General features: G+C 43.2%; 23 protein-coding genes. 19 read left to right on the top strand and 4 right to left on the bottom strand.

What is annotated here, in order from left to right; all coding sequences use genetic code 11:
• Positions 1-17: 17 nt before the first annotated feature.
• The 3 genes from queA to aroA all read left to right on the top strand — a co-directional run bounded on the left by queA (position 18) and on the right by aroA (position 2,784).
• The gene (queA, locus tag ACW6PM_RS02320) at positions 18-1,076 is read left to right on the top strand and encodes a tRNA preQ1(34) S-adenosylmethionine ribosyltransferase-isomerase QueA (protein WP_456056104.1); all 1,059 of its coding nucleotides are present in this window, start codon (positions 18-20) and stop codon (positions 1,074-1,076) included.
• Positions 1,077-1,169: 93 nt separating this feature from the next.
• On the top strand, positions 1,170-1,511 hold the full coding sequence (locus ACW6PM_RS02325; RefSeq protein ID WP_308668470.1) for a PilZ domain-containing protein: 342 nt from the start codon (positions 1,170-1,172) through the stop codon (positions 1,509-1,511).
• On the top strand, positions 1,501-2,784 hold the full coding sequence (gene aroA, locus ACW6PM_RS02330) for a 3-phosphoshikimate 1-carboxyvinyltransferase (RefSeq protein ID WP_456056105.1): 1,284 nt from the start codon (positions 1,501-1,503) through the stop codon (positions 2,782-2,784). The genes ACW6PM_RS02325 and aroA overlap by 11 nt, the downstream gene beginning before the upstream one ends.
• Positions 2,785-2,910: 126 nt before the next feature.
• Here the strand turns inward: aroA and ACW6PM_RS02335 are convergent, their stop codons facing one another.
• Positions 2,911-4,008, bottom strand: coding sequence for a prephenate dehydrogenase/arogenate dehydrogenase family protein (locus ACW6PM_RS02335; RefSeq protein ID WP_456056106.1), 1,098 nt, complete (start codon positions 4,006-4,008; stop codon positions 2,911-2,913).
• Positions 4,009-4,202: 194 nt separating this feature from the next.
• Here ACW6PM_RS02335 and ACW6PM_RS02340 point away from each other — a divergent pair, with 194 nt between their 5' ends.
• Positions 4,203-6,293, top strand: a complete 2,091-nt coding sequence (locus ACW6PM_RS02340; protein ID WP_308656542.1) for an elongation factor G — start codon at positions 4,203-4,205, stop codon at positions 6,291-6,293.
• A complete protein-coding gene (locus ACW6PM_RS02345; protein ID WP_456056107.1) occupies positions 6,277-7,578 on the top strand; it encodes an InlB B-repeat-containing protein in 1,302 nt (433 codons plus the stop codon). The genes ACW6PM_RS02340 and ACW6PM_RS02345 overlap by 17 nt, the downstream gene beginning before the upstream one ends.
• Before the next feature lies 1 nt (position 7,579).
• Here ACW6PM_RS02345 and ACW6PM_RS02350 read toward each other — a convergent pair whose 3' ends face one another.
• Both ACW6PM_RS02350 and ACW6PM_RS02355 read right to left on the bottom strand, forming a co-directional pair.
• On the bottom strand, positions 7,580-7,795 hold the full coding sequence (locus ACW6PM_RS02350; protein ID WP_022292882.1) for a hypothetical protein: 216 nt from the start codon (positions 7,793-7,795) through the stop codon (positions 7,580-7,582).
• Positions 7,770-8,111, bottom strand: coding sequence for a hypothetical protein (locus ACW6PM_RS02355; RefSeq protein WP_308668466.1), 342 nt, complete (start codon positions 8,109-8,111; stop codon positions 7,770-7,772). Before ACW6PM_RS02355 ends, ACW6PM_RS02350 begins: the two co-directional genes overlap by 26 nt.
• 87 nt (positions 8,112-8,198) lie before the next feature.
• Here ACW6PM_RS02355 and ACW6PM_RS02360 point away from each other — a divergent pair, with 87 nt between their 5' ends.
• Positions 8,199-8,342: a hypothetical protein gene (locus ACW6PM_RS02360; RefSeq protein WP_456056108.1), complete on the top strand. Its 144-nt coding sequence runs from the start codon at positions 8,199-8,201 to the stop codon at positions 8,340-8,342.
• Positions 8,343-8,381: 39 nt separating this feature from the next.
• Here ACW6PM_RS02360 and ACW6PM_RS02365 read toward each other — a convergent pair whose 3' ends face one another.
• Positions 8,382-8,636, bottom strand: a complete 255-nt coding sequence (locus ACW6PM_RS02365) for a chorion class high-cysteine HCB protein 13 (protein WP_117686354.1) — start codon at positions 8,634-8,636, stop codon at positions 8,382-8,384.
• Between the two features lie 148 nt (positions 8,637-8,784).
• On the opposite strand from ACW6PM_RS02365, the gene ACW6PM_RS02370 reads away from it, so the two are divergent.
• The 13 genes from ACW6PM_RS02370 to ACW6PM_RS02430 all read left to right on the top strand — a co-directional run bounded on the left by ACW6PM_RS02370 (position 8,785) and on the right by ACW6PM_RS02430 (position 24,510).
• Positions 8,785-10,167, top strand: a complete 1,383-nt coding sequence (locus ACW6PM_RS02370) for a 2-isopropylmalate synthase (RefSeq protein ID WP_022292881.1) — start codon at positions 8,785-8,787, stop codon at positions 10,165-10,167.
• A 16-nt stretch (positions 10,168-10,183) separates the two neighbouring features.
• Positions 10,184-10,843 carry a GntR family transcriptional regulator gene (locus ACW6PM_RS02375; protein ID WP_308650333.1) on the top strand — a complete coding sequence of 220 codons (660 nt, stop codon included), beginning with the start codon at positions 10,184-10,186 and terminating at the stop codon, positions 10,841-10,843.
• A 13-nt stretch (positions 10,844-10,856) separates the two neighbouring features.
• A complete protein-coding gene (locus ACW6PM_RS02380; RefSeq protein WP_456056109.1) occupies positions 10,857-12,065 on the top strand; it encodes an NADP-dependent isocitrate dehydrogenase in 1,209 nt (402 codons plus the stop codon).
• A gap of 171 nt (positions 12,066-12,236) precedes the next feature.
• Entirely contained in the window at positions 12,237-12,875 is a 639-nt protein-coding gene (locus ACW6PM_RS02385) for a redox-sensing transcriptional repressor Rex (RefSeq protein WP_308650331.1), read from the top strand.
• Positions 12,876-12,887: 12 nt separating this feature from the next.
• Complete coding sequence (locus tag ACW6PM_RS02390) at positions 12,888-13,529, top strand: hypothetical protein (RefSeq protein ID WP_456056110.1); 642 nt, start codon at positions 12,888-12,890, stop codon at positions 13,527-13,529.
• 2 nt (positions 13,530-13,531) lie between these two features.
• Positions 13,532-15,034: an NAD(P)H-hydrate dehydratase gene (locus tag ACW6PM_RS02395; RefSeq protein WP_456056111.1), complete on the top strand. Its 1,503-nt coding sequence runs from the start codon at positions 13,532-13,534 to the stop codon at positions 15,032-15,034.
• The gene (gene alr / locus ACW6PM_RS02400) at positions 15,024-16,154 is read left to right on the top strand and encodes an alanine racemase (protein ID WP_456056112.1); all 1,131 of its coding nucleotides are present in this window, start codon (positions 15,024-15,026) and stop codon (positions 16,152-16,154) included. The genes ACW6PM_RS02395 and alr overlap by 11 nt, the downstream gene beginning before the upstream one ends.
• Positions 16,155-16,232: 78 nt before the next feature.
• The gene (locus ACW6PM_RS02405; protein WP_012742802.1) at positions 16,233-16,580 is read left to right on the top strand and encodes a type II toxin-antitoxin system PemK/MazF family toxin; all 348 of its coding nucleotides are present in this window, start codon (positions 16,233-16,235) and stop codon (positions 16,578-16,580) included.
• An 89-nt stretch (positions 16,581-16,669) separates the two neighbouring features.
• Positions 16,670-17,506, top strand: a complete 837-nt coding sequence (locus ACW6PM_RS02410; RefSeq protein WP_308650327.1) for a hemolysin family protein — start codon at positions 16,670-16,672, stop codon at positions 17,504-17,506.
• A gap of 49 nt (positions 17,507-17,555) precedes the next feature.
• Positions 17,556-18,284: a YebC/PmpR family DNA-binding transcriptional regulator gene (locus ACW6PM_RS02415; protein ID WP_012742800.1), complete on the top strand. Its 729-nt coding sequence runs from the start codon at positions 17,556-17,558 to the stop codon at positions 18,282-18,284.
• A gap of 40 nt (positions 18,285-18,324) precedes the next feature.
• Complete coding sequence (gene glgA, locus ACW6PM_RS02420) at positions 18,325-19,779, top strand: glycogen synthase GlgA (RefSeq protein WP_308500745.1); 1,455 nt, start codon at positions 18,325-18,327, stop codon at positions 19,777-19,779.
• Between the two features lie 208 nt (positions 19,780-19,987).
• On the top strand, positions 19,988-22,822 hold the full coding sequence (locus ACW6PM_RS02425; RefSeq protein WP_456056113.1) for a DNA translocase FtsK 4TM domain-containing protein: 2,835 nt from the start codon (positions 19,988-19,990) through the stop codon (positions 22,820-22,822).
• A gap of 17 nt (positions 22,823-22,839) precedes the next feature.
• Complete coding sequence (locus ACW6PM_RS02430) at positions 22,840-24,510, top strand: formate--tetrahydrofolate ligase (RefSeq protein ID WP_456056114.1); 1,671 nt, start codon at positions 22,840-22,842, stop codon at positions 24,508-24,510.
• Positions 24,511-24,514: the final 4 nt, after the last annotated feature.

Raw genomic sequence — 24,514 nt, forward strand, 5'->3', positions numbered from 1 at the left:
TTTAGGAATAGGAAATTATGGACGTAAAAGATTTTGATTATGATCTTCCGGAGGAGCTTATAGCGCAGGATCCTCTGGAGGACCGCTCCAGCTCAAGGCTCATGGTGCTTGACAAGAATACAGGAGAAGTCAGCCACCATGTGTTCAAGGAGATTGTTAAATATTTAAGACCGGGCGACTGCCTTGTGCTCAACAATACAAAGGTTATTCCTGCACGTCTGTTTGGCGTGAAGGAAGGCACTATGGCAAAGATAGAGATACTTCTTCTAAAGCGCAGACAAAACGACGTATGGGAGACTCTTGTAAAGCCGGGTAAAAAGGCAAAGCCGGGCACGAAAATTATATTCGGTGACGGACTTTTAATCGGTGAAGTAATAGATGTGGTTGATGATGGAAACAGGCTGATTCAGTTCAGCTATGAGGGTATTTTTGAGGAGATACTTGATAAGCTCGGACAGATGCCTCTGCCTCCGTATATCACACATCAGCTAAAGGACAAGAACCGCTACCAGACAGTATATGCAAAGTATGACGGCTCAGCAGCTGCGCCTACTGCAGGACTGCATTTCACAAAGGAGCTTTTACAGCAGGTAAAGGATAAGGGAGTGGATATAGCAGAGGTGACTTTACATGTAGGTCTTGGCACCTTCAGACCGGTAAAGGTTGATAATGTGCTTGATCATCATATGCACTCTGAGTTTTACATGGTGTCACAGGAGGCTGCAGACAAGATTAATAATGCAAAGAAAAATGGTGGCAGAATAATATCTGTCGGCACTACAAGCACACGTACCTTAGAGGCTGCGTCAGATGAAAACGGCATGCTAAGAGAGTGCAGCGGATGGACGGATATATTTATTTATCCTGGCTACAGCTTTAAGGTGATTGATTGTCTGATTACCAATTTCCATCTGCCACAGTCCACGCTTGTCATGCTTGTGTCAGCGTTAGCAGGCAGAGAGCATGTTCTTAATGCATACAAAGAGGCCGTAGAGGAAAGATACAGATTTTTCAGCTTTGGGGATGCGATGTTTATCACAAACGATATGCATATGGAAGATGAGACGGCTGAATAAATTTTACTTGTAAAAATCAGTCATATATACTAATATGTTGATTGAGGGTTATTTGTTCCCTTTATCAATAATATAATAGATGGGGTAAAGTGCATGGAAGAAAAGAGAAGACATAAAAGACTTGACATTGATGTATCGGTACAGTTAGAGCGTTTGGATGAGGACGGAGTGACAACACTTAAGTATTGTCATGTGGATGTCACGGATATTTCCAGAAGCGGTATCGGATTTAATGCAAAGGTACCTCTCGATATACATACATATTATGATACCAAGATCCAGATTTGGACCAAGGAGGTTGTGGATGCGGTTATCGAGATTGTACGAAGAACAGACGGTGAAGAAGGAGTATATCATTATGGTGCAGTGTTTATCGGCATGACAGATACTGATGCACTCAAGATTGATATTTATCAGATTTTCAATGATTTATAAAGTAAAAAAAGTAAATCATCCACATGATATTGTAACCAGTGTACCTGGCTCAAAGAGTATCACAAACAGAGCCCTTTTAATCGCTGCACTCGCAAATGGGCGCAGCGTTTTAAAAGGGTGTCTTTTTAGTGATGACTCGAGACATTTTATAGATGCACTGATTCGTCTGGGATTTCCGGTTTTGGTGGATGAGGATAAAAGAGAAATAACAATAACAGGCTTTGGAGGCAGGATTCCAAAGAATGAGGCCGAGATAGACGTGGGAAGTGCAGGTACCGCTGCGCGTTTTCTTACAGCACTTCTTGGACTGTCAAAGGGCAGATATCATATAGTGTCATCTGAGCAGATGAAGAAGCGTCCTATGAAGGATTTGCTTGTATCGCTTGAAAAGCTGGGGGCTCATATTGAGTATGATGAGAAGGAGTATCATTTTCCTTTTACAATCGGAAATACAGGAGAGTATGCTGATGCTGTTGATATAAACGTAGACAAGAGCAGCCAGTTTCTGAGTGCCCTTCTTATCTCGGCTATGGTGATGGAAAAGACCTTTACAATTAATGTCACAGGAACACATGGCATGGCATATGTTGAGATGACACTTCTTATGATGAAGCAGTTTGGGCTTGATGTGATACAGAACCAAAAAAATAACAGCTTTATTATCCCTGAGAAAGCGGCATATGTAAGCTTAGACTATGATATAGAGCCGGATGTGTCGGCTGCATGCTATTTTTATGCCATGAGTCCGCTTTTACATGTGAAGTCACAGGTACGTGGTGTGCACCAAAACAGTTTGCAGGGAGATGTGGCATTTCTTGATGTGCTGGCGGATATGGGCTGCACACTTTCTGACGAGGCAGACGGCATAGTGTGTATGCCACCGGATAATGGACAAATGCATGGCGGAAGCTGGGATTTGTCAGCATTTTCTGATCAGGCACTGACACTTGCTGCGATTGCACCGTTTGCAAAGGAGCCTGTAGGGATAGAAGGCATTTCACATATACGTCTGCAGGAGTGTGACAGGATAAATGCCATCGAGGAAAACCTTGCTGAATTAGGTGTGAGGGTTGAAGAAACTGAAAATGGATTAAGGATTTATCCGGCAGAGAGTGTTAAGCCTTGTCAAATTAAGACGTATGACGATCACCGCGTAGCCATGTCATTTACACTGCCGGGGCTTATGGCAGAGGGCGTTGAGATAATTGACCCTTATTGCTGCCGTAAGACCTTTGAGGATTTCTATGAGATACTTGAGGAGAGCGTATACTAATAAAGTGTTATTGGTGCAGTTTAATGGTAAGGGCTGTTGCATCGGATGATATAAAAAGAGCCGTAAAACGAAATTACTTCGCTTTACGGCTCTTTGTTTTGGATTAAAGCCATATAACAGGATAAATCATCTGCGGTGAATAGTATAATTTCTCTCTTTAAGTACACTGATAGCTGAGTCAAGAGCATTTTCGTCATAGAACTCTATGCGCAGTACGCCCTCCTCAAACTCACGGTTGTTCATGATGCCGATATTCTTGATGCTGATGCCGTTGAAGGCTAAAAGGCTTGCAAGCACTGCGATACCGCCTGCCTCGTCTGCAATATCGACAAATACCTCGTGGAAATCCTTGCGGATTTTGGCACCGGGCAGTGTGAGTGAATCCCTGTAATTCTTTGAATCCTGGAAGTAATCGAGCATCTTTTGAGAGCTGCCCTCTGCAATTATTTCGCGAAGCTTATGGAAATTGGCTTCATACTGGTCCATGAGTGAGAGCAGCTGCGTTTTGTTGGATTCACATATATTTTCCCACATGACCGGTGAGCTTGCAGCGATACGTGTCACATCGCGGAAGCCTCCGGCGGCGATGGTTTTCATGGTCTCTTTTTCAGAGTCGATGTGCTCAACCAGATTGACGAGAGAGTATGCAATCATGTGTGGCAGATGGCTGATGGCTGCGGTAGCATGATCGTGCTCCTTGTAGTCTAAAATGAGAGCTATCGAGCCGAGCGAAAGTACAAACTGTCTGAAATTATTCAGATTTTCTTCAGTTGTTGCCGTAGTAGGAGTGATGATGTAGTATGCATTCTCCAAAAGCTGCTTGTCTGAATTGAGTATGCCTGTTTTTTCAGAGCCCGTCATAGGATGCCCGCCAATGAAATTGCGCTCAAGGCCAAGCTCTGTGACCTTTTCATGAATCTGTGTTTTGGTGCTGCCAACATCTGTGATGATACAGTCATCCTTTATGATATCCTTAAGCTGTGTGAGGTATTCGATATTTTTGTTTACCGGTGCACACAGAAAGATTACGTCGCAGTCTTTAAATGAGTTGAGCTCTAAAAGCTCATTATTATCTATCAGGCCAAGCCCAAAGGCATCATCTATGGTCTTTTGATGTCCGGCTGTTGCGATAATTGAGACCTTTGGATTATTTTCTTTCATTTTTCTGGCTATCGAGCCTCCAATCAGACCGAGCCCGATAAAGCCAACTTTATCAAAATGCATTTATGTGTATCTCCTAATTCTTTATTATCTAATATATTATAATCAATTTAACACTATAAAGCAATAAATTATTGCCATATTTATTATAATAAAATGATAAAAAATAATCGTCAGATTGCATAAAAGTGTTGTAAATTATCTAAAATATTAGTACAATGTATACATACTATAATAATGTCAGGGAGGTACTTGAAATGAATGTTTACACTACTGAGAAGATTCGAAACGTCGTGCTTTTAGGCCATAGCGGCTGTGGCAAGACATCACTCGTGGAAGCTATGGCATATCTGGCAGGACAGACTACCAGAATGGGAACTGTAGCGGACGGCAGCACTATCAGCGATTTTGACAAGGAAGAGATAAAGCGTCAGTTCTCTATACATACATCGGTTGTACCGATTGAGTGGGATAATGTCAAAATAAATATTCTCGATACTCCTGGTTTTTTTGATTTTGTAGGAGAGGTTGAGGAGGCTGTATCGGCTGCAGATGCTGCAATCATCGTGGTTTCAGGCAAGGCAGGCATACAGACCGGCACAAAAAGAGCATGGGAGATATGCGAGAAATACAAGCTGCCGAGGATGATTTTCGTGACGGACATGGATATCGACAATGCAAGCTTCAAGGATGTGGTGCTAAAGCTGCAGGAGCTTTACGGCAAGAAAATAGCTCCATTTCATCTGCCAATCAGAGAGAATGAGAAGTTTGTGGGATATGTCAATGTCATCCAGCAGAGGGCAAAGAGATGGAATGAAAGCGGAGGCGTGGATAAGTTTGATGTGCCTGAGTACTCAAAGGAGAACCTGGGAATATGCCGTGAAGCCTTAGTTGAAGCTGTAGCTGAGACAAGTGAGGAGTTCATGGACAGATATTTCGGAGGAGAGGAGTTTTCTGAGGATGAAATCAGGGCTGCGCTTCGTGCAAACGTGCTTGAGTGCTCTATTGTACCGGTGCTTATGGGATCAAATATTCTCGCAAGAGGCATGTATACACTTATGGCTGATATTGTGAAATACCTGCCGAGTCCGGAGAAGAGAAGCTGTACAGGTATTAACACCAAAACAAATGAGGTGTATAATGCTGATTATGATTTTGCAAAATCAAAGAGTGCTTATGTGTTCAAGTCGATAGTTGACCCGTACATCGGTAAGTATTCACTGATCAAGGTTAATTCGGGTGTATTAAAGACAGACGATGTGCTTTACAATTATCACAGGGACTGCGATGAGAAAATCGGAAAGCTCTATGTGATGAGAGGAAGTAAGGTGGAGGAAGTGAAGGAGCTTCATGCAGGTGATATCGGAGCGCTTGCAAAGCTTGCGAAGACTCTTACGACAGATTCACTTTCCACCAGAAATATGCCGGTTACATATCTTAGAACAAGTATATCAAAGCCGTATGTGGCAATGCGCTACAAGGCAAAGAAAAAGGGCGATGAGGACAAGATTTCCCAGTCTTTACAGAAACTGTTAATGGAGGATCTGACTCTAAACAGTGTAAATGACAGTGAAAATGGACAGACTGTACTATATGGTATCGGAGATATGCAGCTTGAGGTAGTGGCAAGTGAGCTTCTTGAAAAGTACAAGGTGGAGATAGAGCTTATGCGTCCAAAGGTAGCCTTTAAGGAGACTATCAGGAAAAAATCCGATGTAGAGTATAAGTACAAGAAGCAGTCAGGCGGACACGGACAGTACGGACATGTCAAGATGACCTTTGAGCCGTCAGGTGATATGGATACGCCATATGTATTTGAGCAGACGGTCGTAGGAGGAGCTGTACCGAAGAACTTCTTCCCGGCTGTTGAAAAGGGTATCGCAGAGTCTGTGAAAAAGGGACCTCTTGCAGCCTATCCTGTGACAGGCATAAAGGCTGTGCTGTATGACGGCTCTTATCATCCTGTGGATTCATCGGAGATGGCCTTCAAGGTGGCAACACAGCAGGCATTTAAAAAGGGCATTATGGAGGCAAAGCCTGTGCTTCTTGAGCCGATTGCCACACTTAAGGTAGTGGTGCCTGAGGGCTATACAGGTGATGTGATGGGTGAGCTCAACAAGAGACGTGCAAGAGTGATGGGCATGAACCCGACAGAAGGTGGATATCAGGAGATAGCAGCAGATATTCCTTATTTGGAGCTCTATGGATACAATGCCACCCTTCGCTCAATGACGAGCGGAAGCGGCACATTCTCATATGAGTTTGCCAGATATGAGCAGGCACCGGATGATGTGGCTGCAAAACAGATAGAAGAAAGGGCAAGCAAGCTTGTTGAAGTTGAAGAGTAGAATAGCATTAATTATATTACTTACATTGATTTTTACCAATACTCATGTGTTTGCATCGGAGATAAAAGAGGCAGAAGCTGCCTCTTTTGCTTCCGGGCCATCACTAAATACACTACTTGACAATATGTCGGAAAGTGATGGTGTTTCATATATTTACTATAATCTGGGCGGTGCGGCAAACAATATCAATAATTATGGATACATCACACCAAAGCAGAAATTCATGGGACTTAGAGAACCGCACAAATACGGTTATAAATTTGATGGCTGGTATCTGGATGAGCATTTTTCAAAAAAGGCAGATGTTCTGACCTACGAAAAAGCAAATGGATATGTCGTATATGCCAAATGGGTCAGGACTGTTAACAACGAATACAGCGTAGAGCATTATAATTACAGGAATAATAAAAAAGCGCATACAATGGCGCTTAAGGATTGCGATTACGATTTTATAGATGAAATAAATATTCCGGGAATGCCGGAGACGAAGGAGAATGATTTTCTCAATAATTATATTTTCAGTGAGGCACAGTGCCCGCAGGGAATCTGTATCACGGACGAATACGTGCTTATCACAAGCTATTCTGATGACAAGGGCTCACTAGGGGAGCTGATGGTATTTGACAGGGAGGACGGAGAGTACCTCGTGACACTTGGCATGGATGCAAACAGCCATCTGGGAGGAATTGCCTTTGACGGAGAAAATGTATGGGTATGCAATTCCTACGACACAACTGTGGAGCGCATCTCATATGATTTTATCTCTCTTATGGCCACTGCGAATTCCAAGCAGGTCATCGATGCGACAGGTGTGGTCGATGTGTTTGATGTGGGAAACAAGCCGTCGTGCATCACGTACTATGGAGGCAGGCTGTGGATAGCCACTCACAATATCCTTCTTAAGTCAAAGATGGTAGCATATTATTATGACAAAAAGGATGACAGGCTCACAAGCTTAAGCACATATACGATACCTGCCAGAGTGCAGGGAGTGACATTTGATACCTCGGGAAAGGTATATCTGAGCACCTCCTATGGCAGGAATGTGTCATCGTATATCAAGTGCTACAAATCACTCATAGCTCTCTCATCAAGGCCAAACAGCCCCGACATCACAATAGAGATGCCACCGGGCTCAGAGGAGCTTGACAGCGTGGATAAAAGCCTGTATGTCATTTTTGAATCTGCGGGGGAGAAGTATCTTGAGGGCACTGATGGCAAGGGAAACTCGCCGGCACCGATAGACAAGATACTCCGCATAAATACAGATTCATTTAAAAACTAAACTATAGCATTTTTAAAAGCCTTTCAACCTGCCTGCGGTTTTTCTCAGGCAGGTTTTTGCTTAGCTCAGTGCACATGGAATAGACCTCTTCTTTGGTAAATTCTATGCCGTTACGCTTTGCTTCCTTAATACTTTCCATGAGAAACGGCATGGCGCTTGTTGTATCCTTCGGTTTTTCCTTTTGTGCAAAATTATTTAAAAATTCCTGCTTTGTCATAAATCTCCCTATTGTCCAAAACTGAAAAAATATTTAACAGATTGTCTATCGTATCCTGTTCGCTTTTACTGCAGTATTTCTTTAAGGCATTGAGCATGGAAAGCCTTCTGTCTGCCATACTTTCTGTCTCTGCAACGGACAGTGCCGGCGCAGAATCTATCATTCTCATTGAATTCATAAGTGATATGTAGTGAACCATAAGAGTCATCTGCTTTTGTGAGTCGTGCGGCATATATGGGATTATGGTTTTAAGCATCTGAAGCTCCCTTGTCTGGGTTATTTCATCGAATGGTGTAAACAGGCTGTTCTCGTCCATAAAAATCCTTTAAAATATATTTCTATATAATATGTCACCTGATTCACATTATGCATGTTTACAGCATACATTATTAAAAAAAGATATATGCTTATCATAGATGGTCACGACGTATACGAGATAGATGAAGAATGCATCAAAAAGCACAGGGTGAAGGGCGAGTGTAAAGTCATTGAAAAGCTCAAAGAAAAAGAGCAGCACAGGCAAAAAAAGAATACTGAAAAATCGTAAAAAGCTGCGGGTCCTAAAGACCCGCAGTAAAAATGTAAATCAGCAGCCGCAGCCACATCCGCAGCCATTATTGCTGCCACCACCACAGCCAAAGCCACCACAGCAGAAAAGTAAGATGATAGCCCAGATACAGCTGTTATTGCCGCTTCCACAATCGTTTCCTCCGAAGAAAGAGCCTCCGTTGCCATTTCCACAACAGCAGCACAGTAACAGGATAATCCATAAAATCGAAGAACATCCGCATCCGTTATCTGTATTGCTGCATGAACAGTTTGTTGCTGCTAAATCACTCATAAGTGACCTCCAATAAAATTTATTTACACTCTAGGTTATGATAGACATAACAAAGTGTTACACTAAGATTTAAATTTTTTTATTGACACAAAAAGTATAATTGTATACAATTATTCAAAAGATAAAACTAAGCACAGGAGATGCGAAGATGAGAGAAGTTTTGATGAACGAAAAAACAAATTTACTACAGCTTGAAGAGCATTTTTACCAGCTCGTTGATGTAGATGAGCCGAATACTTTTAGAAATCTCTTTCCTTATTCAGAAGTTCCTAAGATAGCATTCAATGACAGAATAGTGCCTCACAATATGCCTGAGGACATTTGGATTACAGATACCACCTTCAGAGATGGTCAGCAGTCGAGAGCACCATACACTACTGAGCAGATAGTTACCATTTATGATTATTTACATAAGCTTGGAGGCCCTAAGGGGATAATCAGACAAAGTGAGTTTTTCCTCTATAGCAAAAAGGACAGGGACGCTGTTTATAAGTGTCTCGAGAGAGGCTACAAGTTCCCTGAGGTTACATCGTGGATTCGTGCCAGCAAGAAGGATTTTGAGCTGGTAAAGGATATAGGCTTAAAGGAGACCGGTATACTTGTAAGCTGTTCGGATTATCATATTTTCTACAAGATGAAGATGACCAGACGTGAGGTTATGAATATGTATCTGTCAGTCATCAGGGAGTGTCTTGAGACCGGCATAAGCCCTAGGTGCCATCTGGAGGATATCACACGTTCAGATATATATGGCTTTGTTATTCCTTTCTGTGTTGAGCTCATGAAGCTGCAGGAGGAGTACAAGATTCCGATTAAGGTGCGTGCCTGTGATACAATGGGATATGGAGTAAACTTCCCGGGAGCAGTTATACCTCGAAGTGTGCCGGGCATCATATACGGACTTAACACACATGCAGGTGTGCCGTCATCACAGATTGAGTGGCATGGACACAATGACTTTTACAAGGCTGTAAACAACTCTACAACAGCATGGCTCTACGGAGCAAGCGGCGTCAACTGTTCACTGTTTGGCATCGGAGAGAGAACCGGAAACACACCGCTTGAGGCTATGGTATTTGAGTATGCACAGCTTAAGGGTACACTCGATGGCATGGATACAACGGTTATTACAGAGCTCTCAGAGTACTTTGAGAAGGAGCTTGGATACGTGCAGCCGAGCCGTACACCATTTGTCGGCAGAAATTTCAATGTGACGAGAGCCGGAATTCATGCTGACGGACTTCTCAAAAATGAGGAGATTTACAACATATTTGATACAGGTAAATTCTTAAACAGACCACCTCTTGTAGCTGTGTCTAATACATCAGGACTTGCAGGAATAGCGCTGTGGATAAACACCTACTACCGCCTGCCTGATGACAGAAAGGTAGATAAGAACTCAAAGCTTGTGACCATGATAAAGGAATGGGTAGATGAGCAGTATGACGAGGGCCGTGTGACTACCATCACAGATAATGAGCTTGTAGTTCAAATTACTGATTGCTGTAAAAAGCTTAATATAGTATTATAGTGAGGTAGATTAGTACATGTCACATGATAATTACAGCCTGAGTGCCAGAGTATACAATCATATCAGGGATGGTATACTTGCAGGAACATTTGCAAAGGGCGATGAGCTTAAGGAAAAGAATATCGGTGATGAGCTTGGGGTGAGCAGGACTCCCGTGAGGGAGGCACTGCGCCAGCTTGAGCTTGAAGGACTTGTATCTATTATCCCAAATAAGGGCGCATTCGTGGAGGGTGTTTCCACGGATGATATCAGGGATATATATGAGATAAGGGCTCTGCTTGAGGGACTTTGTGCCAGATGGGCTGCAACGAGGATATCGGATGAGCTCATGGCGGCCATGGAGGAGAATATTTATCTCACGGAGTTTCACGAGAAAAAGGGCAATGCAAAGCAGCTTCTTGAGCTGGACAATAGGTTTCATGAGCTATTGTATGAGGCCGGTGGAAGCAAGGAGCTTATGAGAGTATTAAAGGACTATCATGAGTATGTCGGCAGAGTGAGAAAGGTGACACTCGGCGAGACAAAGAGAGCTAAAAACTCCACTCACGAGCATAAACAGATATGCGAGGCAATTAAGAATCATGACGCACTGCTGGCAGAAAAATGCGCCAGAGAGCATATAAACAATTCAAAGGAAAATATGGAACACCTTGGTTGGGAGAACCTTATTAAGTAAAGGAGATTTAAGAATGAGCAAGATTACGATGACAACACCCCTTGTAGAGATGGACGGAGACGAGATGACCAGAATCCTCTGGCAGATGATAAAGGATGAGCTTTTAACACCTTTTATCGATTTAAAGACAGAGTATTATGATCTGGGCTTAGAGGAGCGAAATCGTACAGATGATCAGGTGACCGTTGAATCAGCAAAGGCAACCATGAAATACGGTGTAGCAGTAAAATGTGCGACAATCACACCAAACGCAGCCAGAATGACAGAGTACAATTTAAAGGAGATGTGGAAGAGCCCTAACGGCACAATAAGAGCTATGCTTGACGGAACAGTATTCAGGGCTCCAATCGTTGTAAAGGGCATAGAGCCAAACGTAAAGACATGGGTTAAACAAATCACAATCGCTCGTCATGCATACGGTGATGTATACAAGGCATCAGAGATGAAGGTAGCAGGTCCGGGAAAGGCAGAGCTTGTATTTACAGCAGAAGACGGAACCGAGACAAGAGAATTAATCCATGAGTTTAAGGGTGCAGGAGTTATTCAGGGACAGCACAACTTAGACGATTCAATTGAGAGCTTTGCACATAGCTGCTTTAAGTATGCGCTTGATACAAAGCAGGATTTATGGTTTGCCACAAAGGATACCATCTCAAAGAAGTATGACCACACCTTCAAGGATATCTTCCAGGAAATCTTTGATGCACAGTACAAGGATGCTTTTGAGAAGGCAGGAATTACATATTTCTATACACTTATCGATGATGCCGTTGCCAGAGTAATGAAATCTGAGGGTGGATTTATCTGGGCATGCAAGAACTACGACGGAGATGTAATGAGTGATATGATCTCATCTGCATTCGGCTCACTTGCCATGATGACATCAGTGCTTGTATCACCTCACGGATACTATGAGTATGAGGCAGCACATGGAACAGTCCAGAGACACTATTACAAGCATTTAAAGGGTGAGGAGACATCAACAAACTCTGTAGCTACTATATTTGCATGGACAGGAGCACTCAGAAAGAGAGGAGAGCTTGACAAGCTTCCTGCACTTTCAGAGTTTGCAGACAAGCTCGAGGCAGCCTGCATAAAGACTATTGAGAGCGGAAAGATGACAAAGGATCTCGCACTCATCACAACAATTGAGAATCCTACTGTTTTAAACAGCGAAGGCTTTATCAAGGCAATCAGGGAAGAGCTTGAGAAGACAATTTAATCTGAATTTTGGCTTTTAGCCTTGGAATATGATATAACCCGGGGATAATTATAAATTTTTTGAATGTTAAATTCTTAACACATTGACAGATGACCTTCAAAAAATTATAATTAATCTTGGGTTTTTGTCTTTAAAAGAGAAATGACATCCCGATGATTGGAGGAATAAGACTTGAGTAAAGAAATATCACAGGCGGTTATAAGACGACTGCCACGATACTATAGATATCTCGGAGAGCTTTTGGATGAGGGAGTGGAGCGTATTTCATCAAACGATCTGAGCCACAGAATGAAGGTGACAGCTTCACAAATCAGACAGGATCTCAACAATTTCGGAGGCTTTGGACAGCAGGGATATGGATACAATGTTCAGTTCCTCTACGAGGAAATTGGAAAGATAATGGGACTTGACACTGAGCATAGAATAATTATTATCGGTGCAGGTAATCTGGGACAGGCGCTCGCCAATTATGTAAAGTTTGAAAAGCTTGGCTTTGTGATTACAGCTCTATTTGATGTGAATCCTGAGCTTTCAGGAAAGAGTGTGCGTGGTATTCCGATTCTTATGCTAAGCGAGCTTGGCGAGTATTGCAGGACACACAAGGTGGATATAGCAGCACTCACCATGCCAAAGTCAAAGGCTGACTCCATTGCGTCAAAGCTTGTGGAACTTGGCATAAAGGCAATATGGAATTTTGCTCATGTGGACCTTGAGATTCCTGACAAGGATGTGGTTGTGGAGAGTGTACATCTGTCTGACAGCCTTATGCAGCTCAGCTATAATATTGTAAAAAATTCCAAAAATAAATAGAGGGTGAGTCTTATGGATGATAAAAAAGATTTTGAGGCTGCGTTAAAAGGGAAAAAAGTGCCTTTACTTGTTTTAGACCAGAAGTGGCACAGACTTTTTGCCATTCATGGTAAGACTGATGAAATATCAGCCACGGAAAAAGAGCTGGATGAGCTGTTGAAGCTGCAGGGCAAGTACAACAATGAGCTTAAGAATTTGAAAAAGCTTAAGTCAAAAATTATGTCTAATATTGTTGCTAATATGGGAGATGACGGAGATGAAAAGCGTGATAAGGATAAGCAGCTTATAGATGAAATTAATGAGAAGGCCGACAATATCGAGGGAGAGCTTATTGAAATCCAAAAGAATATAAAGACCGTAAATGACAGACTGATGCTTTTGTCGATGGATTATTTCAGTGAAAAAATTGAGAAAAACAAACTGGAATCAAAGGAAATTGACGACTGGATTGCAAATATAAGAGTTGAGCTCAAAAAGAATGTAATAAGGAAACAGAACAGAGATATCAACAACAGGGAAATTTATTCGTACCTTCATGATATTTTTGGTGCAGAGGTTTTAAATCTTTTTGATATTGAATATGATGATCCTATGGTTTTCAATGCTACTAATGCAAAGGCTGATAATGCAAACAATGAGAATAAGGGGAATTGATATTGGAATATATTGTTACAGGTAATGAAATGAAGCTTCTGGACGATACAACATCACAGACCTTTTTGGTTCCTTCGGTGGTGCTGATGGAGCAGGCTGCGGCCGGTGTTGTCCGGGAGCTTGTTGCATGTTTTGATAAATCAAAGGAGTTTGCCGTGATATGCGGCAGAGGCAATAATGCTGGGGACGGTATCGCGATAGCAAGGCTTCTAAATCAGGCCGGATACAGATGCATGGTGTACTATGCGTTTGGCACAGATGCGGCAGGAAGCGAGCTCTTTGAGCTGCAGAAAAATATATACGCAAGGTATGGCTTTCCGGTGGCCAATGATATCGAGAATATATTAAAAAGTGACGTAATAATAGATTCACTGTTTGGCACAGGGCTTAAGCGAGCCATAGAGGGCTCCCTAGCAGATGTGATTTCAGCCGTTAACAGGGCAAATGCTTACAGGGTGGCAGTTGATGTGCCATCGGGAGTGGATTCAGATAAAGGACATGTGATGGGAAGTGTTTTTAAAGCAGATATCACATATACCTTTTCTTATAAGAAGACAGGTCTTCTACTGTGGCCGGGCTGTGATTATTGCGGCAGGGTCAAGATGGTGCCTATAGGTATAGATGACCACAGCTTTTGTGGCAATCCGCCATCCGTAAGGGCTCTTGATGAGTCTGACTTAAAGAAGCTTGATAACAGACCGGCACACTCCAACAAGGGAACTTTCGGAAAATTGTTAATTATAGCCGGAAGCCGCAATATGGCGGGTGCCGCAGTACTTTCCGCAAGGGCTGCATACAAAAGCGGTGCAGGACTGGTGAAAATCATGACGCCTGAGTGCAACCGCTCAATAATCCAATGTGCTTTGCCGGAAGCACTGCTTTGTACTGATGTCACATCAGCTGATGTTCTGGAGGCGGAGCTTAAATGGGCAGATGCGGTGGTGATAGGCCCGGGGCTTTCAAAGTCTGATGATGCCAAAATGCTTGTGGAAACAGTGCTTAAAACAGCAGAGATACCTCTTGTAATCGATGCGGATGCGCTTAATATCATATCAGAAAACATGGCACTGCTTAAGGAACATAAAATGCCTGTCATCGTGACTCCGCACCTGGGTGAGATGTCCAGACTTACCGGGTATGGTATTCCTTATATTCAGGAGGATATCATCGGTGTGGCAGGAGAGTTTGCGAGCTTGTACAAGGTGGTTTGCGTGCTTAAGGATTTTCGCACAATTATAGCGGCGGCAGATGGTGATGCGTTTATCAATCTGTCAGGCAACTGTGGTATGGCAACAGCCGGAAGCGGAGATGTGCTAAGCGGTATCGTGGGAGGACTTCTGGTGCAGTGGCATGATACGAAAAAGGCTGCGGCATACGGCGCATTTATTCATGGACTTGCCGGTAATATGGCATTTGACAATACTGGCTCTTATGGTATGATAGCAAGTGATATTATTGATGGATTAGATAAAGTTTGGATTAAGGTGGAAAAAAATGGCAATTAACAGAATCAGAGCAGATATAGATCTGGATGCAATTTTATATAATATGGAGTCGATGCATAATAAGCTAAAGCCGGGGACCATGATGGCAGCAGTTGTAAAGGCTGATGGCTATGGCCACGGCGCAGAGGCTGTTTCAGAGGTGCTTGAGCCGCTTCCGTATCTGTGGGGCTATGCTGTTGCCACAAGCAACGAGGCAATGCAGCTTATCGCGGCAGGCAGGAAAAAGCCGATACTTATTTTAGGACTCAGCTTCCCGGAGCAGTTTGAGGAGATAGTGGACAATGATGTGCGTCCGGCAGTGTGCACCTACGAGACTGCTAAGGAGCTTTCACGTATCGCAGCTTCTAAAAATAAGACCTGTAAGATACATATCAAGATAGATACCGGCATGTGCCGTATAGGCTTTCAGGTGACTGAGGAAAGTGCAGATATTATTGCACAGATTGCTAAGCTGCCGAATATTATGATAGAGGGAATGTTCACTCACTTTGCAAGGGCTGATGAGCTGTCAAAGGAGCCTGCCTTTGAGCAGTTTGAGCTTTTTAAGCGTATGATAGCTCTTGTTGAGGCAAGAGGAGTGGAGATTGCAATCAAGCACTGCTCAAACAGTGCGGGAATAGTAGAAATCCCGGAGTGCAATATGGATATGGTCAGAGCCGGTATCACACTCTATGGTCTGTGGCCGTCAGAGGAGGTTGACAAGAGCAAAATCTCATTAAAGCCTGTTATGTCACTGCACAGCAGAGTTGCCTACGTAAAGGAGCTTGAGCCGGGCAGACATATAAGCTACGGCGGCACCTTTACGGTAGAGCATCCTATGAGGATAGCTACAGTTCCGGTGGGCTACGGTGATGGATATTCAAGAGGGCTTTCAAACAAGGGCTGGGTTCTCATAAAAGGAAAAAAGGCGCCTATATGCGGCAGAGTCTGTATGGATCAGTTTATGGTTGATGTGACAGACATACCCGATGTGAAAATAGGCGATGCAGTTACTCTGCTCGGTAAAGACGGAGATGAGACAATCACGATGGAGCAGTTAGGTGAGCTGTCAGGCAGATTCAACTACGAGTTTGCGTGTCTTATCACACCGCGTGTTCCAAGAATCTACCACAAAAACTAAAAAAGTGTAACTTTTAAGAATACACTCGAAAAATCTGGAGATACTTTTTGTATACCATAATATGGAGTGTATTCGTGTATGATTATTCAAAGAGGAGATATTTATTACGCTGATTTAAGGCCTGTTGTAGGCTCAGAGCAGGGCGGGATAAGACCTGTCCTTATAATACAAAATGATGTCGGAAACAGACACAGCCCGACGGTAATATGCGCAGCCATAACCTCGCAGATGCATAAAGCAAAGCTGCCCACCCATGTGGAGCTTGCCTGTAAGGAGTATGCGCTTGCAAAGGATTCGGTTGTGCTTTTAGAGCAGCTTCGCACAATTGACAAAAAAAGGCTTAAGGATAAGGTGTGTCATCTTGATGAGGATACACTGCTTAAAATCGACAGGGCACTTGAAATCAGCTTAGAACTTATTACATAGGATAATAAAACATTATGTTATATGCAATTATAATTTTATCAATACTTGTAGTGATACTTCTTTTATGTATTGGAGTATTACTCTACGGAATGAAAAACAACAAAAAGACTCTCGATGGAATACTTGGAAATGATGATGTCACAGAGGAAGAAATTATTTCCATGGTCAGGGAGGGGCACGAGCAGGGTACAATCCTTGCGTCTGAGGCAGAGCTGATACACAATGTGTTTGAGTTTGATGATAAGGAAGTAAAGGATATCATGACTCACCGCAAGAATATCGTAAGCCTCGACGGCAATATGTCCTTTATCGATGCCATCGAATTTATCATAGATACCGGCAAGTCACGTTTTCCGGTCTATGAAAACGATGTTGACAGTATCATCGGAGTCTTACATATCAAGGATGCTTTTACGTTTTTTGAAAAAAATGAGGTTTACCGCAGCAGTATCAAGGACATAGACGGACTTATCAGGCCGGTGGACTTCATACCCGAGACGGTAAATATCAATGATCTGTTTAAAAAGATGCAGTCTAAAAAGAGTCATCTTGCGATGGTTGTGGATGAGTACGGCCAGATTTCAGGCCTTATCGCGATGGAGGATATACTCGAGGAGCTTGTCGGTAACATAGAGGATGAGCATGATGAGGAGGAAAACTACATCAGAAAGAGTGATGATGAGACCTTTATCATGGATGGCATGACGGAGTTTTCCGATGTAAAGGAGGCGCTGTCACTGCCAGTTGAGGATGATGCCTACGAGACACTTAACGGTTTTATCATATCGCTTTCGGATAAGATTCCGGAGGAGGGCGATAAGACTGTGATTAGCGCGTATGGATATAAATTTTCTGTCATGAGCGTAGAGGATAAGGTCATTAAGCAGGTAATGATTAAGAAACTTGCGCCGGAAGAGAAAAAATGATATTATAAGATATGGATTATTTTTAAAAGTAGAAAAGAGGATACAAATTATGTCAGGACATTCTAAATTTGCGAATATCAAGCATAAGAAAGAGAAAAATGATGCTGCAAAGGGCAAAATCTTTACAATGATCGGTAGAGAGCTCGCAGTTGCAGTTAAAGAGGGCGGACCGGATCCGGCCAATAACTTCAAGCTCGCTCAGGTGGTTGCCAAGGCAAAGGCCAACAACATGCCAAACGATACAATCGAGAGAGGTATCAAGAAGGCAGCAGGAGATGGCAACAGTGTAAACTATGAGACAGCTACATATGAGGGCTATGGACCATCAGGTACAGCTATTATTGTAAAGTGTCTTACAGACAACAAGAACCGTACAGCTGCCAATGTCCGCAATGCCTTTACAAAGGGACAGGGAAGTATCGGTACACAGGGCTGTGTATCTTACATGTTTGACGAGAAGGGGCAGATCATCATCGACAAGGAAGAGTGCGATATGGATGCAGATGACCTTATGATGCAGGCACTCGATGCAGGCGCTGAAGATTTTGCCGATGAGGATGACAGCTATGAGATCACAACTGCACCGGCTGATTTTGATGCGGTAAGGGCTGCTCTTGAGGAGGCAGGCATCACAATGGCTTCAGCAGAGGTCACAATGATTCCACAGACATATGTCACACTGACAGATGAAGCTGACATCACAAATATCGGCCGTATTTTAGACCTTCTTGACGATGATGATGACGTTCAGGAAGTATACCACAATTGGGAAGAGTAAACTAAATATTATATATCACGGGTTTTAGCGGGAGGAGAATATGAAGAAGATTCTATTTGTAGCTTCAGAGTGTGTACCATTTATAAAAACAGGAGGTCTCGCAGATGTGTGCGGTGCACTTCCTAAAGAGTTTGACAAGAACTATTGGGATGTAAGGGTTGTAATACCTGATTATAGCTGTATACCGGAGCAGTATCGCAATAATTTTGAGTATGTTACCCATTTTTACATGAGCTCAGGTCCTTACGTGCAGGACAAGTATGTCGGAGTGCTCAAATATGAGCTGGACGGCGTTACATATTACTTTATTGACAATCAGGAGTTCTTTACAGGATTTTCTCCATATACTTCTGACACAAAGTTTGAGATTGAGAAGTATACATTCTTTGACAAGGCTGTACTCTCAATGCTCCCGCTTATTGATTTTAAGCCGGATATTATACACTGTCATGACTGGCAGACAGGCCTTCTGCCTGTATACTTAAAGAATGAGTTTGCCGCGAATCCATTCTTCTGGGGTATCAAGACAATCATCACTATCCACAATCTTAAGTTCCAGGGTATCTGGGACAGGGAGTGGGTACAGGGCGTTTCAGGTCTTACAGACAATCTGTTCACACCGGATAAGCTTGAGTTCAAAAAGGACGCAAATATGCTTAAGGGTGGTCTTGTATATGCTGACTATATCACCACTGTCAGTGATACATATGCAAACGAGATTCAGACAGAGTACTATGGTGAGGGCTTAAACGGACTCTTAAGTGCCAGACATTTTGACATGCAGGGTATCGTAAACGGTATTGATTACAATGCCTATGACCCACAGACTGATGGCAGAATCTACTGCAATTACAATGCTTCCGATTTCAGAAAGAAGAAGTTCAACAACAAGACAAAGCTTCAGCAGGATCTTGGCCTTGCGGTTGACAAGAAAAAGTACATGATAGGTCTCATTTCAAGACTTACAGACCAAAAAGGGCTTGATCTCATCAATCATGTGATTGAGGGTATCGTGGATGATTTCACACAGCTTGTTGTTATCGGTACAGGAGATCCTCAGTATGAGAATATGTTCAGACACTATGCATGGAAATATCCTGACAGGGTTTCAGCAAATATCTGTTACTCAGATGATCTGGCGCACAAGCTCTATGCGGCTGCTGATGCATTCCTTATGCCGTCCAGGTTTGAGCCTTGTGGTCTGACACAGCTCATCTCATTCCGTTACGGAACTGTTCCGATTGTTCGTGAGACAGGAGGTCTCAAGGATACTGTTAAGCCTTACAATGAGTATGAAAATTCAGGAGATGGATTCTCATTCTCCAACTACAATGCTGATGAGATGCTTGCGGTTATCAATTATTCTAAGCATATCTTCTTTGATAAGAAGCGTGAGTGGAACCAGATTGTGGACAGGGGCATGGCCAATGATTTCTCTTGGAATGCTTCTAAGTTCAAATATGAGGGACTTTACAATTATCTTATTGGTGAATAAAATATTTTTGAAGGAACCGGTTTATATGCGAAAGGACTCGCATAACAAAATGCCCCGCCGTTTAAGGTGGGGCATTTTTTGTTCTCAGTGGCTCTGAATAGTTACTTATTTTAACATAAAATCGAAAAATAACTGTAGAAAAATTCACACAGAACAGAAGAAATATGTTATTATATACTCTGTAAATCAAAATTCGGAGGTTAGTTACATGGCAACGAGGAAGAAATCCTCAGCAAAAAGACAGACGAAAAAGGAGAGAATGGCTCAGATAGAGAGACAGCAGGCCTTTAAAAAGGAAATATTTCTATGGATAGTAGTAGCTGTTTCAATCCTTTTATTTATAAGCAATTTTGGAATAGGCGGTCACTTGGGAAACGCGGTAAGCGGTTTCCTTTTTGGCGTATTTGGAATGGTGGCATATATTTTTCCACTTGTGCTCCTGATAGGCAGTTTTTTTGCTGTGTCAAATAAGGGTAATTCATATGCTATTATGAAGCTTGTTATGACCATGATTCTCATATGGTTTATATGTGTATTTATGTATCTGGCAGTGTATGGTGACTTCGCGGTTTCGCCGGTGCAGTCATATATTGACAGTGTGGCAAGGCACTCAGGTGGTGGCTTTATAGGGGCTCTTATAGGCTGCATTTTGGTTCCGGCGGTAGGTATTATAGGAGCATATGTGGTGACGATAGTTGTGATGATTATCTGTCTTGTACTCATTACCGGTAAATCATTTATGAAGGGCATGAGAAACGGCGGCCGCAAGGTATACGAGTCAGCGCGTGAGAATAATGAGAGATACCAGGAGTATCGGCAGTATAAGTCAAGAGAGCGTCAGACTAAAGCTGCTTTGGCTTCGGATGCTACAGAGAGTGAATTAAAGGATGATACAAAGGGCGGCAGAAGGAGTAAGCGTGCCGGACGCAGGATGGACAATAAGATATCAGGCGTGTCACTTGATACAAAAATTGATGGCAGTGAAAATGCGTTAGATTCAGGCATAGCAGGTGGTGATACAGCACATGCCGGGATATTTGGACAGGGGGCTTTTGCTACAGATGCACTTGGTGAGATAACTATAGAGAATTATCCGAGTTCACCGGCAATAAAGGAGAAAAAGACGACAAGCCTTACTTCGGGAAATGCAGGAGAGATAGTGCAGGAACCGGATTTTGGTGTAGCATCGGAGCCTGTACCTGTTTTTGGCGGCGGAGCCGGTAGCGACAATGCAGATGAGCTTGGCAGAAAGATCTTGCAGCAGATTAACGGCATGAAACCGGATGACTTGGATGAAGCAGATGAAAGCCATGTGTCGCAGATACCTATATCGGGCTGCGTGGAGCCTGATATACCGGATGATTTTGGCGGACAGAAGGATGATGATAAGCTGAAATCGGACTTATCAGACCAGACTGCAGAGGAAGCCATGGTAAAACCCCATGTAGCAGAGAATAAGAAGAAAAATGTCAAATCAGACAAGGATGAGCTAGCAAAAGAGGTTGAAAAGGTAAGCGAGCAGATAGCAATAAATGATGCAGAAAATGCAATCCAGCAAAAGCCATATGTATTTCCAACGGTTGATCTGCTTAAGGCTCCGGACAGGAGCAAAACCGGCGATTCGCAGGCGCATCTGCGTGAGACGGCTGCAAAGCTTGAGCAGACACTCAATGTGTTTGGAGTGAATGCAAAGGTGAATAACATAAGCTGCGGTCCTGCGGTTACAAGGTTTGAAATCACACCGGAGCTTGGAGTGAAGGTATCAAAGATTGTGAATCTGGCAGATGATATAAAGCTTAATCTGGCTGCAGCAGATATACGAATCGAGGCTCCGATTCCGGGAAAAGCCGCTGTTGGTATCGAGGTGCCGAACAGTCAGAGTGTTGCTGTTTCATTCAGGGAGCTTGTGGAGTCTGAGGAGTTTAAAAATGCCAAATCAAAGATTACCTTCGCAGTTGGAAAGGATATTGCAGGTAAGGTTAAGGTTACGGATATCGCAAAGATGCCGCATCTTTTAATTGCCGGTGCCACAGGCTCGGGTAAGTCGGTCTGTATCAATACGATTATCATGAGTATACTGTACAAGGCAAAGCCGGATGAGGTTAAGCTGATCATGATTGACCCGAAGGTGGTTGAGCTTAGTGTATACAATGGCATACCGCATCTGATGATTCCGGTTGTTACAGATCCTAAAAAGGCAGCCGGAGCATTAAACTGGGCGGTTTCAGAGATGACTGACAGATACGAGAAGTTTGCAAACAGCGGTGTCAGGGAGATAAACGGTTACAATGCCATGATTGATGCGATGGATGGCAAGGATACAGAAAAACCGCCGAAGATGCCGCAGATAGTCATTATAGTGGACGAGCTTGCAGACCTTATGATGGTTGCATCAAAGGATGTAGAGGAGGCAATATGCAGACTGGCACAGCTTGCACGAGCTGCCGGCATACATCTGATTATAGCTACACAGAGACCATCTGTTAATGTTATCACAGGTCTCATCAAGGCAAATATGCCAAGCCGTATCGCATTTGCGGTTACAAGCGGTGTTGACAGCCGTACCATACTTGATATGAATGGTGCGGAAAAGCTCCTTGGAAAGGGAGATATGTTATTTGACCCACAGGGTGTTCCGAAGCCCCTTCGAGTACAGGGTGCATTCGTTTCAGATAAAGAAGTTTCAGATATTGTGAAATTTATTATTGAAAATAATGAGAATGCACAGTACAGTAATGATGTGGCACAAAAGATGGAGAGCCTGTCGAATGATACGACAAATACAACCGTTACCATTTCAGATGTGGAAAACACGGATGATGGCAGGGATTCCTACTTTGCAGAGGCTGCGTCAATTATCACAGACAAGGAGAGAGCTTCAATAGGAATGCTTCAAAGATACCTTAAGATTGGCTTCAACAGAGCGGCCCGCATCATGGATCAGCTCGAGGAAGCCGGTGTAGTGGGACCGGAGGAGGGAACAAAGCCACGCAAGGTTCTGGTGACTAAAGAGGAATTAGATACAATATTAGAGAATAATTAACAAAGGAGCAGAGAAAAATGAAAACAGATATTCAAATCGCACAGGAAGCAACAATGCTTCCAATCAAGGATGTAGCAGCATCTATAGGGATTAAAGAGGATGACTTAGAGCTTTATGGAAAGTACAAGGCAAAGATTTCTGATGAGCTCATCAATCGCACAAAGGAAAATCCTGACGGAAAGCTCATACTTGTTACTGCTATAAACCCGACTCCTGCAGGAGAGGGAAAGACAACCACAAGCGTTGGTCTGGGAGAGGCATTCGGACGCCTGGGAAAGAAAGCGCTTATCGCACTTCGTGAGCCGTCACTTGGACCTTGCTTTGGTATCAAGGGAGGAGCAGCCGGTGGCGGATATGCACAGGTTGTCCCAATGGAGGATCTGAATCTTCATTTTACGGGAGATTTTCATGCTATTACATCTGCAAACAATCTGCTTGCAGCACTTCTTGACAATCATATCCAGCAGGGCAACGAGCTTGGTATCGACCCACGCCAGATTGTATGGAAGAGATGTATGGATATGAATGACCGTGTCCTTAGAAATATCGTTGTTGGTCTTGGAAGCAAGATGGACGGAATGGTCAGGGAGGATCATTTTGTTATTACTGTAGCATCTGAGATTATGGCAATACTTTGTCTGGCTGATGATATGGCTGATTTAAAGAAGCGCCTTGGCAGAATTATTGTGGCATATACCTTTGACGGAAAGCCTGTAACAGCCGATGATCTACAGGCTACAGGCTCTATGGCTGCTCTCTTAAAGGATGCCTTAAAGCCAAACCTTATCCAGACACTTGAGCACACACCGGCGATAGTTCACGGTGGACCTTTTGCCAATATAGCACATGGCTGTAACAGTGTCCGTGCCACAAAGACAGCATTAAAGCTTGCAGACTATGTTATCACTGAGGCAGGCTTTGGAGCAGACCTTGGAGCAGAGAAGTTCTTTGATATCAAGTGCCGTATGGCAGGACTTAAGCCGGATGCAGTTGTACTTGTTGCAACAATCAGAGCATTAAAATATAACGGCGGCGTGCCAAAGGATGAGCTTTCGGCAGAGAATCTTGATGCACTTAAGGCAGGAATCGTAAACCTTGAGAAGCATATTGAGAATCTTCACAAGTTTGGCGTGCCTGTAGTTGTCACATTAAATTCATTTGTCACAGATACAAAGGCTGAGACTGATTTTGTAGAGCAGTTCTGTAAGGAAAGAGGCTGTGAGTTTGCACTCTCAGAGGTATGGGAGAAGGGTGGCGAAGGCGGAATTGACCTTGCCAACAAGGTGCTTGAAACAATCGAGCACAAGGAAAGCAATTTCAAGGTGCTCTATGACGATAGTCTGTCTCTTAAGGAAAAGATTGAAACTGTTGCAAAAGAAATATATGGAGCAGATGGTGTTACATATTCTCCGGCAGCAGAGAGAGAGCTTAAGAGAATTACAGACCTTGGAATGGGAGATTTCCCTGTATGTATGGCAAAGACACAGTATTCGCTTTCTGATGATGCAAAGAAGCTTGGCAGACCGAGCGGCTTTAAAATCAATGTACGTGAGGTTTATGCGTCAGCAGGTGCAGGCTTCGTGGTAGCAGTAAACGGTTCTATCATGACTATGCCGGGACTTTCAAAGAAGCCGGCTGCATATGGCATTGATGTGGACGACAATGGTGTGATTACAGGATTATTCTAGGAGG

This window comes from Agathobacter sp. (assembly GCF_977054825.1).

Excerpts from the sequence above, each read along its gene's own strand:
- ACW6PM_RS02370 (WP_022292881.1), top strand. The coding sequence starts at position 8,785 with ATGAGAGAAGTTTTGATGAACGAAAAAACAAATTTACTACAGCTTGAA.
- ACW6PM_RS02360 (WP_456056108.1), top strand. The coding sequence starts at position 8,199 with ATGCTTATCATAGATGGTCACGACGTATACGAGATAGATGAAGAATGC.
- ACW6PM_RS02380 (WP_456056109.1), top strand. The coding sequence starts at position 10,857 with ATGAGCAAGATTACGATGACAACACCCCTTGTAGAGATGGACGGAGAC.
- ACW6PM_RS02350 (WP_022292882.1), bottom strand. The coding sequence starts at position 7,795 with ATGACAAAGCAGGAATTTTTAAATAATTTTGCACAAAAGGAAAAACCG.
- ACW6PM_RS02325 (WP_308668470.1), top strand. The coding sequence starts at position 1,170 with ATGGAAGAAAAGAGAAGACATAAAAGACTTGACATTGATGTATCGGTA.
- alr (WP_456056112.1), top strand. The coding sequence starts at position 15,024 with ATGGCAATTAACAGAATCAGAGCAGATATAGATCTGGATGCAATTTTA.
- ACW6PM_RS02335 (WP_456056106.1), bottom strand. The coding sequence starts at position 4,008 with ATGCATTTTGATAAAGTTGGCTTTATCGGGCTCGGTCTGATTGGAGGC.
- ACW6PM_RS02365 (WP_117686354.1), bottom strand. The coding sequence starts at position 8,636 with ATGAGTGATTTAGCAGCAACAAACTGTTCATGCAGCAATACAGATAAC.
- ACW6PM_RS02425 (WP_456056113.1), top strand. The coding sequence starts at position 19,988 with ATGGCAACGAGGAAGAAATCCTCAGCAAAAAGACAGACGAAAAAGGAG.
- ACW6PM_RS02375 (WP_308650333.1), top strand. The coding sequence starts at position 10,184 with ATGTCACATGATAATTACAGCCTGAGTGCCAGAGTATACAATCATATC.
- aroA (WP_456056105.1), top strand. The coding sequence starts at position 1,501 with ATGATTTATAAAGTAAAAAAAGTAAATCATCCACATGATATTGTAACC.
- ACW6PM_RS02340 (WP_308656542.1), top strand. The coding sequence starts at position 4,203 with ATGAATGTTTACACTACTGAGAAGATTCGAAACGTCGTGCTTTTAGGC.
- ACW6PM_RS02430 (WP_456056114.1), top strand. The coding sequence starts at position 22,840 with ATGAAAACAGATATTCAAATCGCACAGGAAGCAACAATGCTTCCAATC.
- queA (WP_456056104.1), top strand. The coding sequence starts at position 18 with ATGGACGTAAAAGATTTTGATTATGATCTTCCGGAGGAGCTTATAGCG.
- ACW6PM_RS02390 (WP_456056110.1), top strand. The coding sequence starts at position 12,888 with ATGGATGATAAAAAAGATTTTGAGGCTGCGTTAAAAGGGAAAAAAGTG.
- ACW6PM_RS02405 (WP_012742802.1), top strand. The coding sequence starts at position 16,233 with ATGATTATTCAAAGAGGAGATATTTATTACGCTGATTTAAGGCCTGTT.
- ACW6PM_RS02410 (WP_308650327.1), top strand. The coding sequence starts at position 16,670 with ATGAAAAACAACAAAAAGACTCTCGATGGAATACTTGGAAATGATGAT.
- ACW6PM_RS02355 (WP_308668466.1), bottom strand. The coding sequence starts at position 8,111 with ATGGACGAGAACAGCCTGTTTACACCATTCGATGAAATAACCCAGACA.
- glgA (WP_308500745.1), top strand. The coding sequence starts at position 18,325 with ATGAAGAAGATTCTATTTGTAGCTTCAGAGTGTGTACCATTTATAAAA.
- ACW6PM_RS02415 (WP_012742800.1), top strand. The coding sequence starts at position 17,556 with ATGTCAGGACATTCTAAATTTGCGAATATCAAGCATAAGAAAGAGAAA.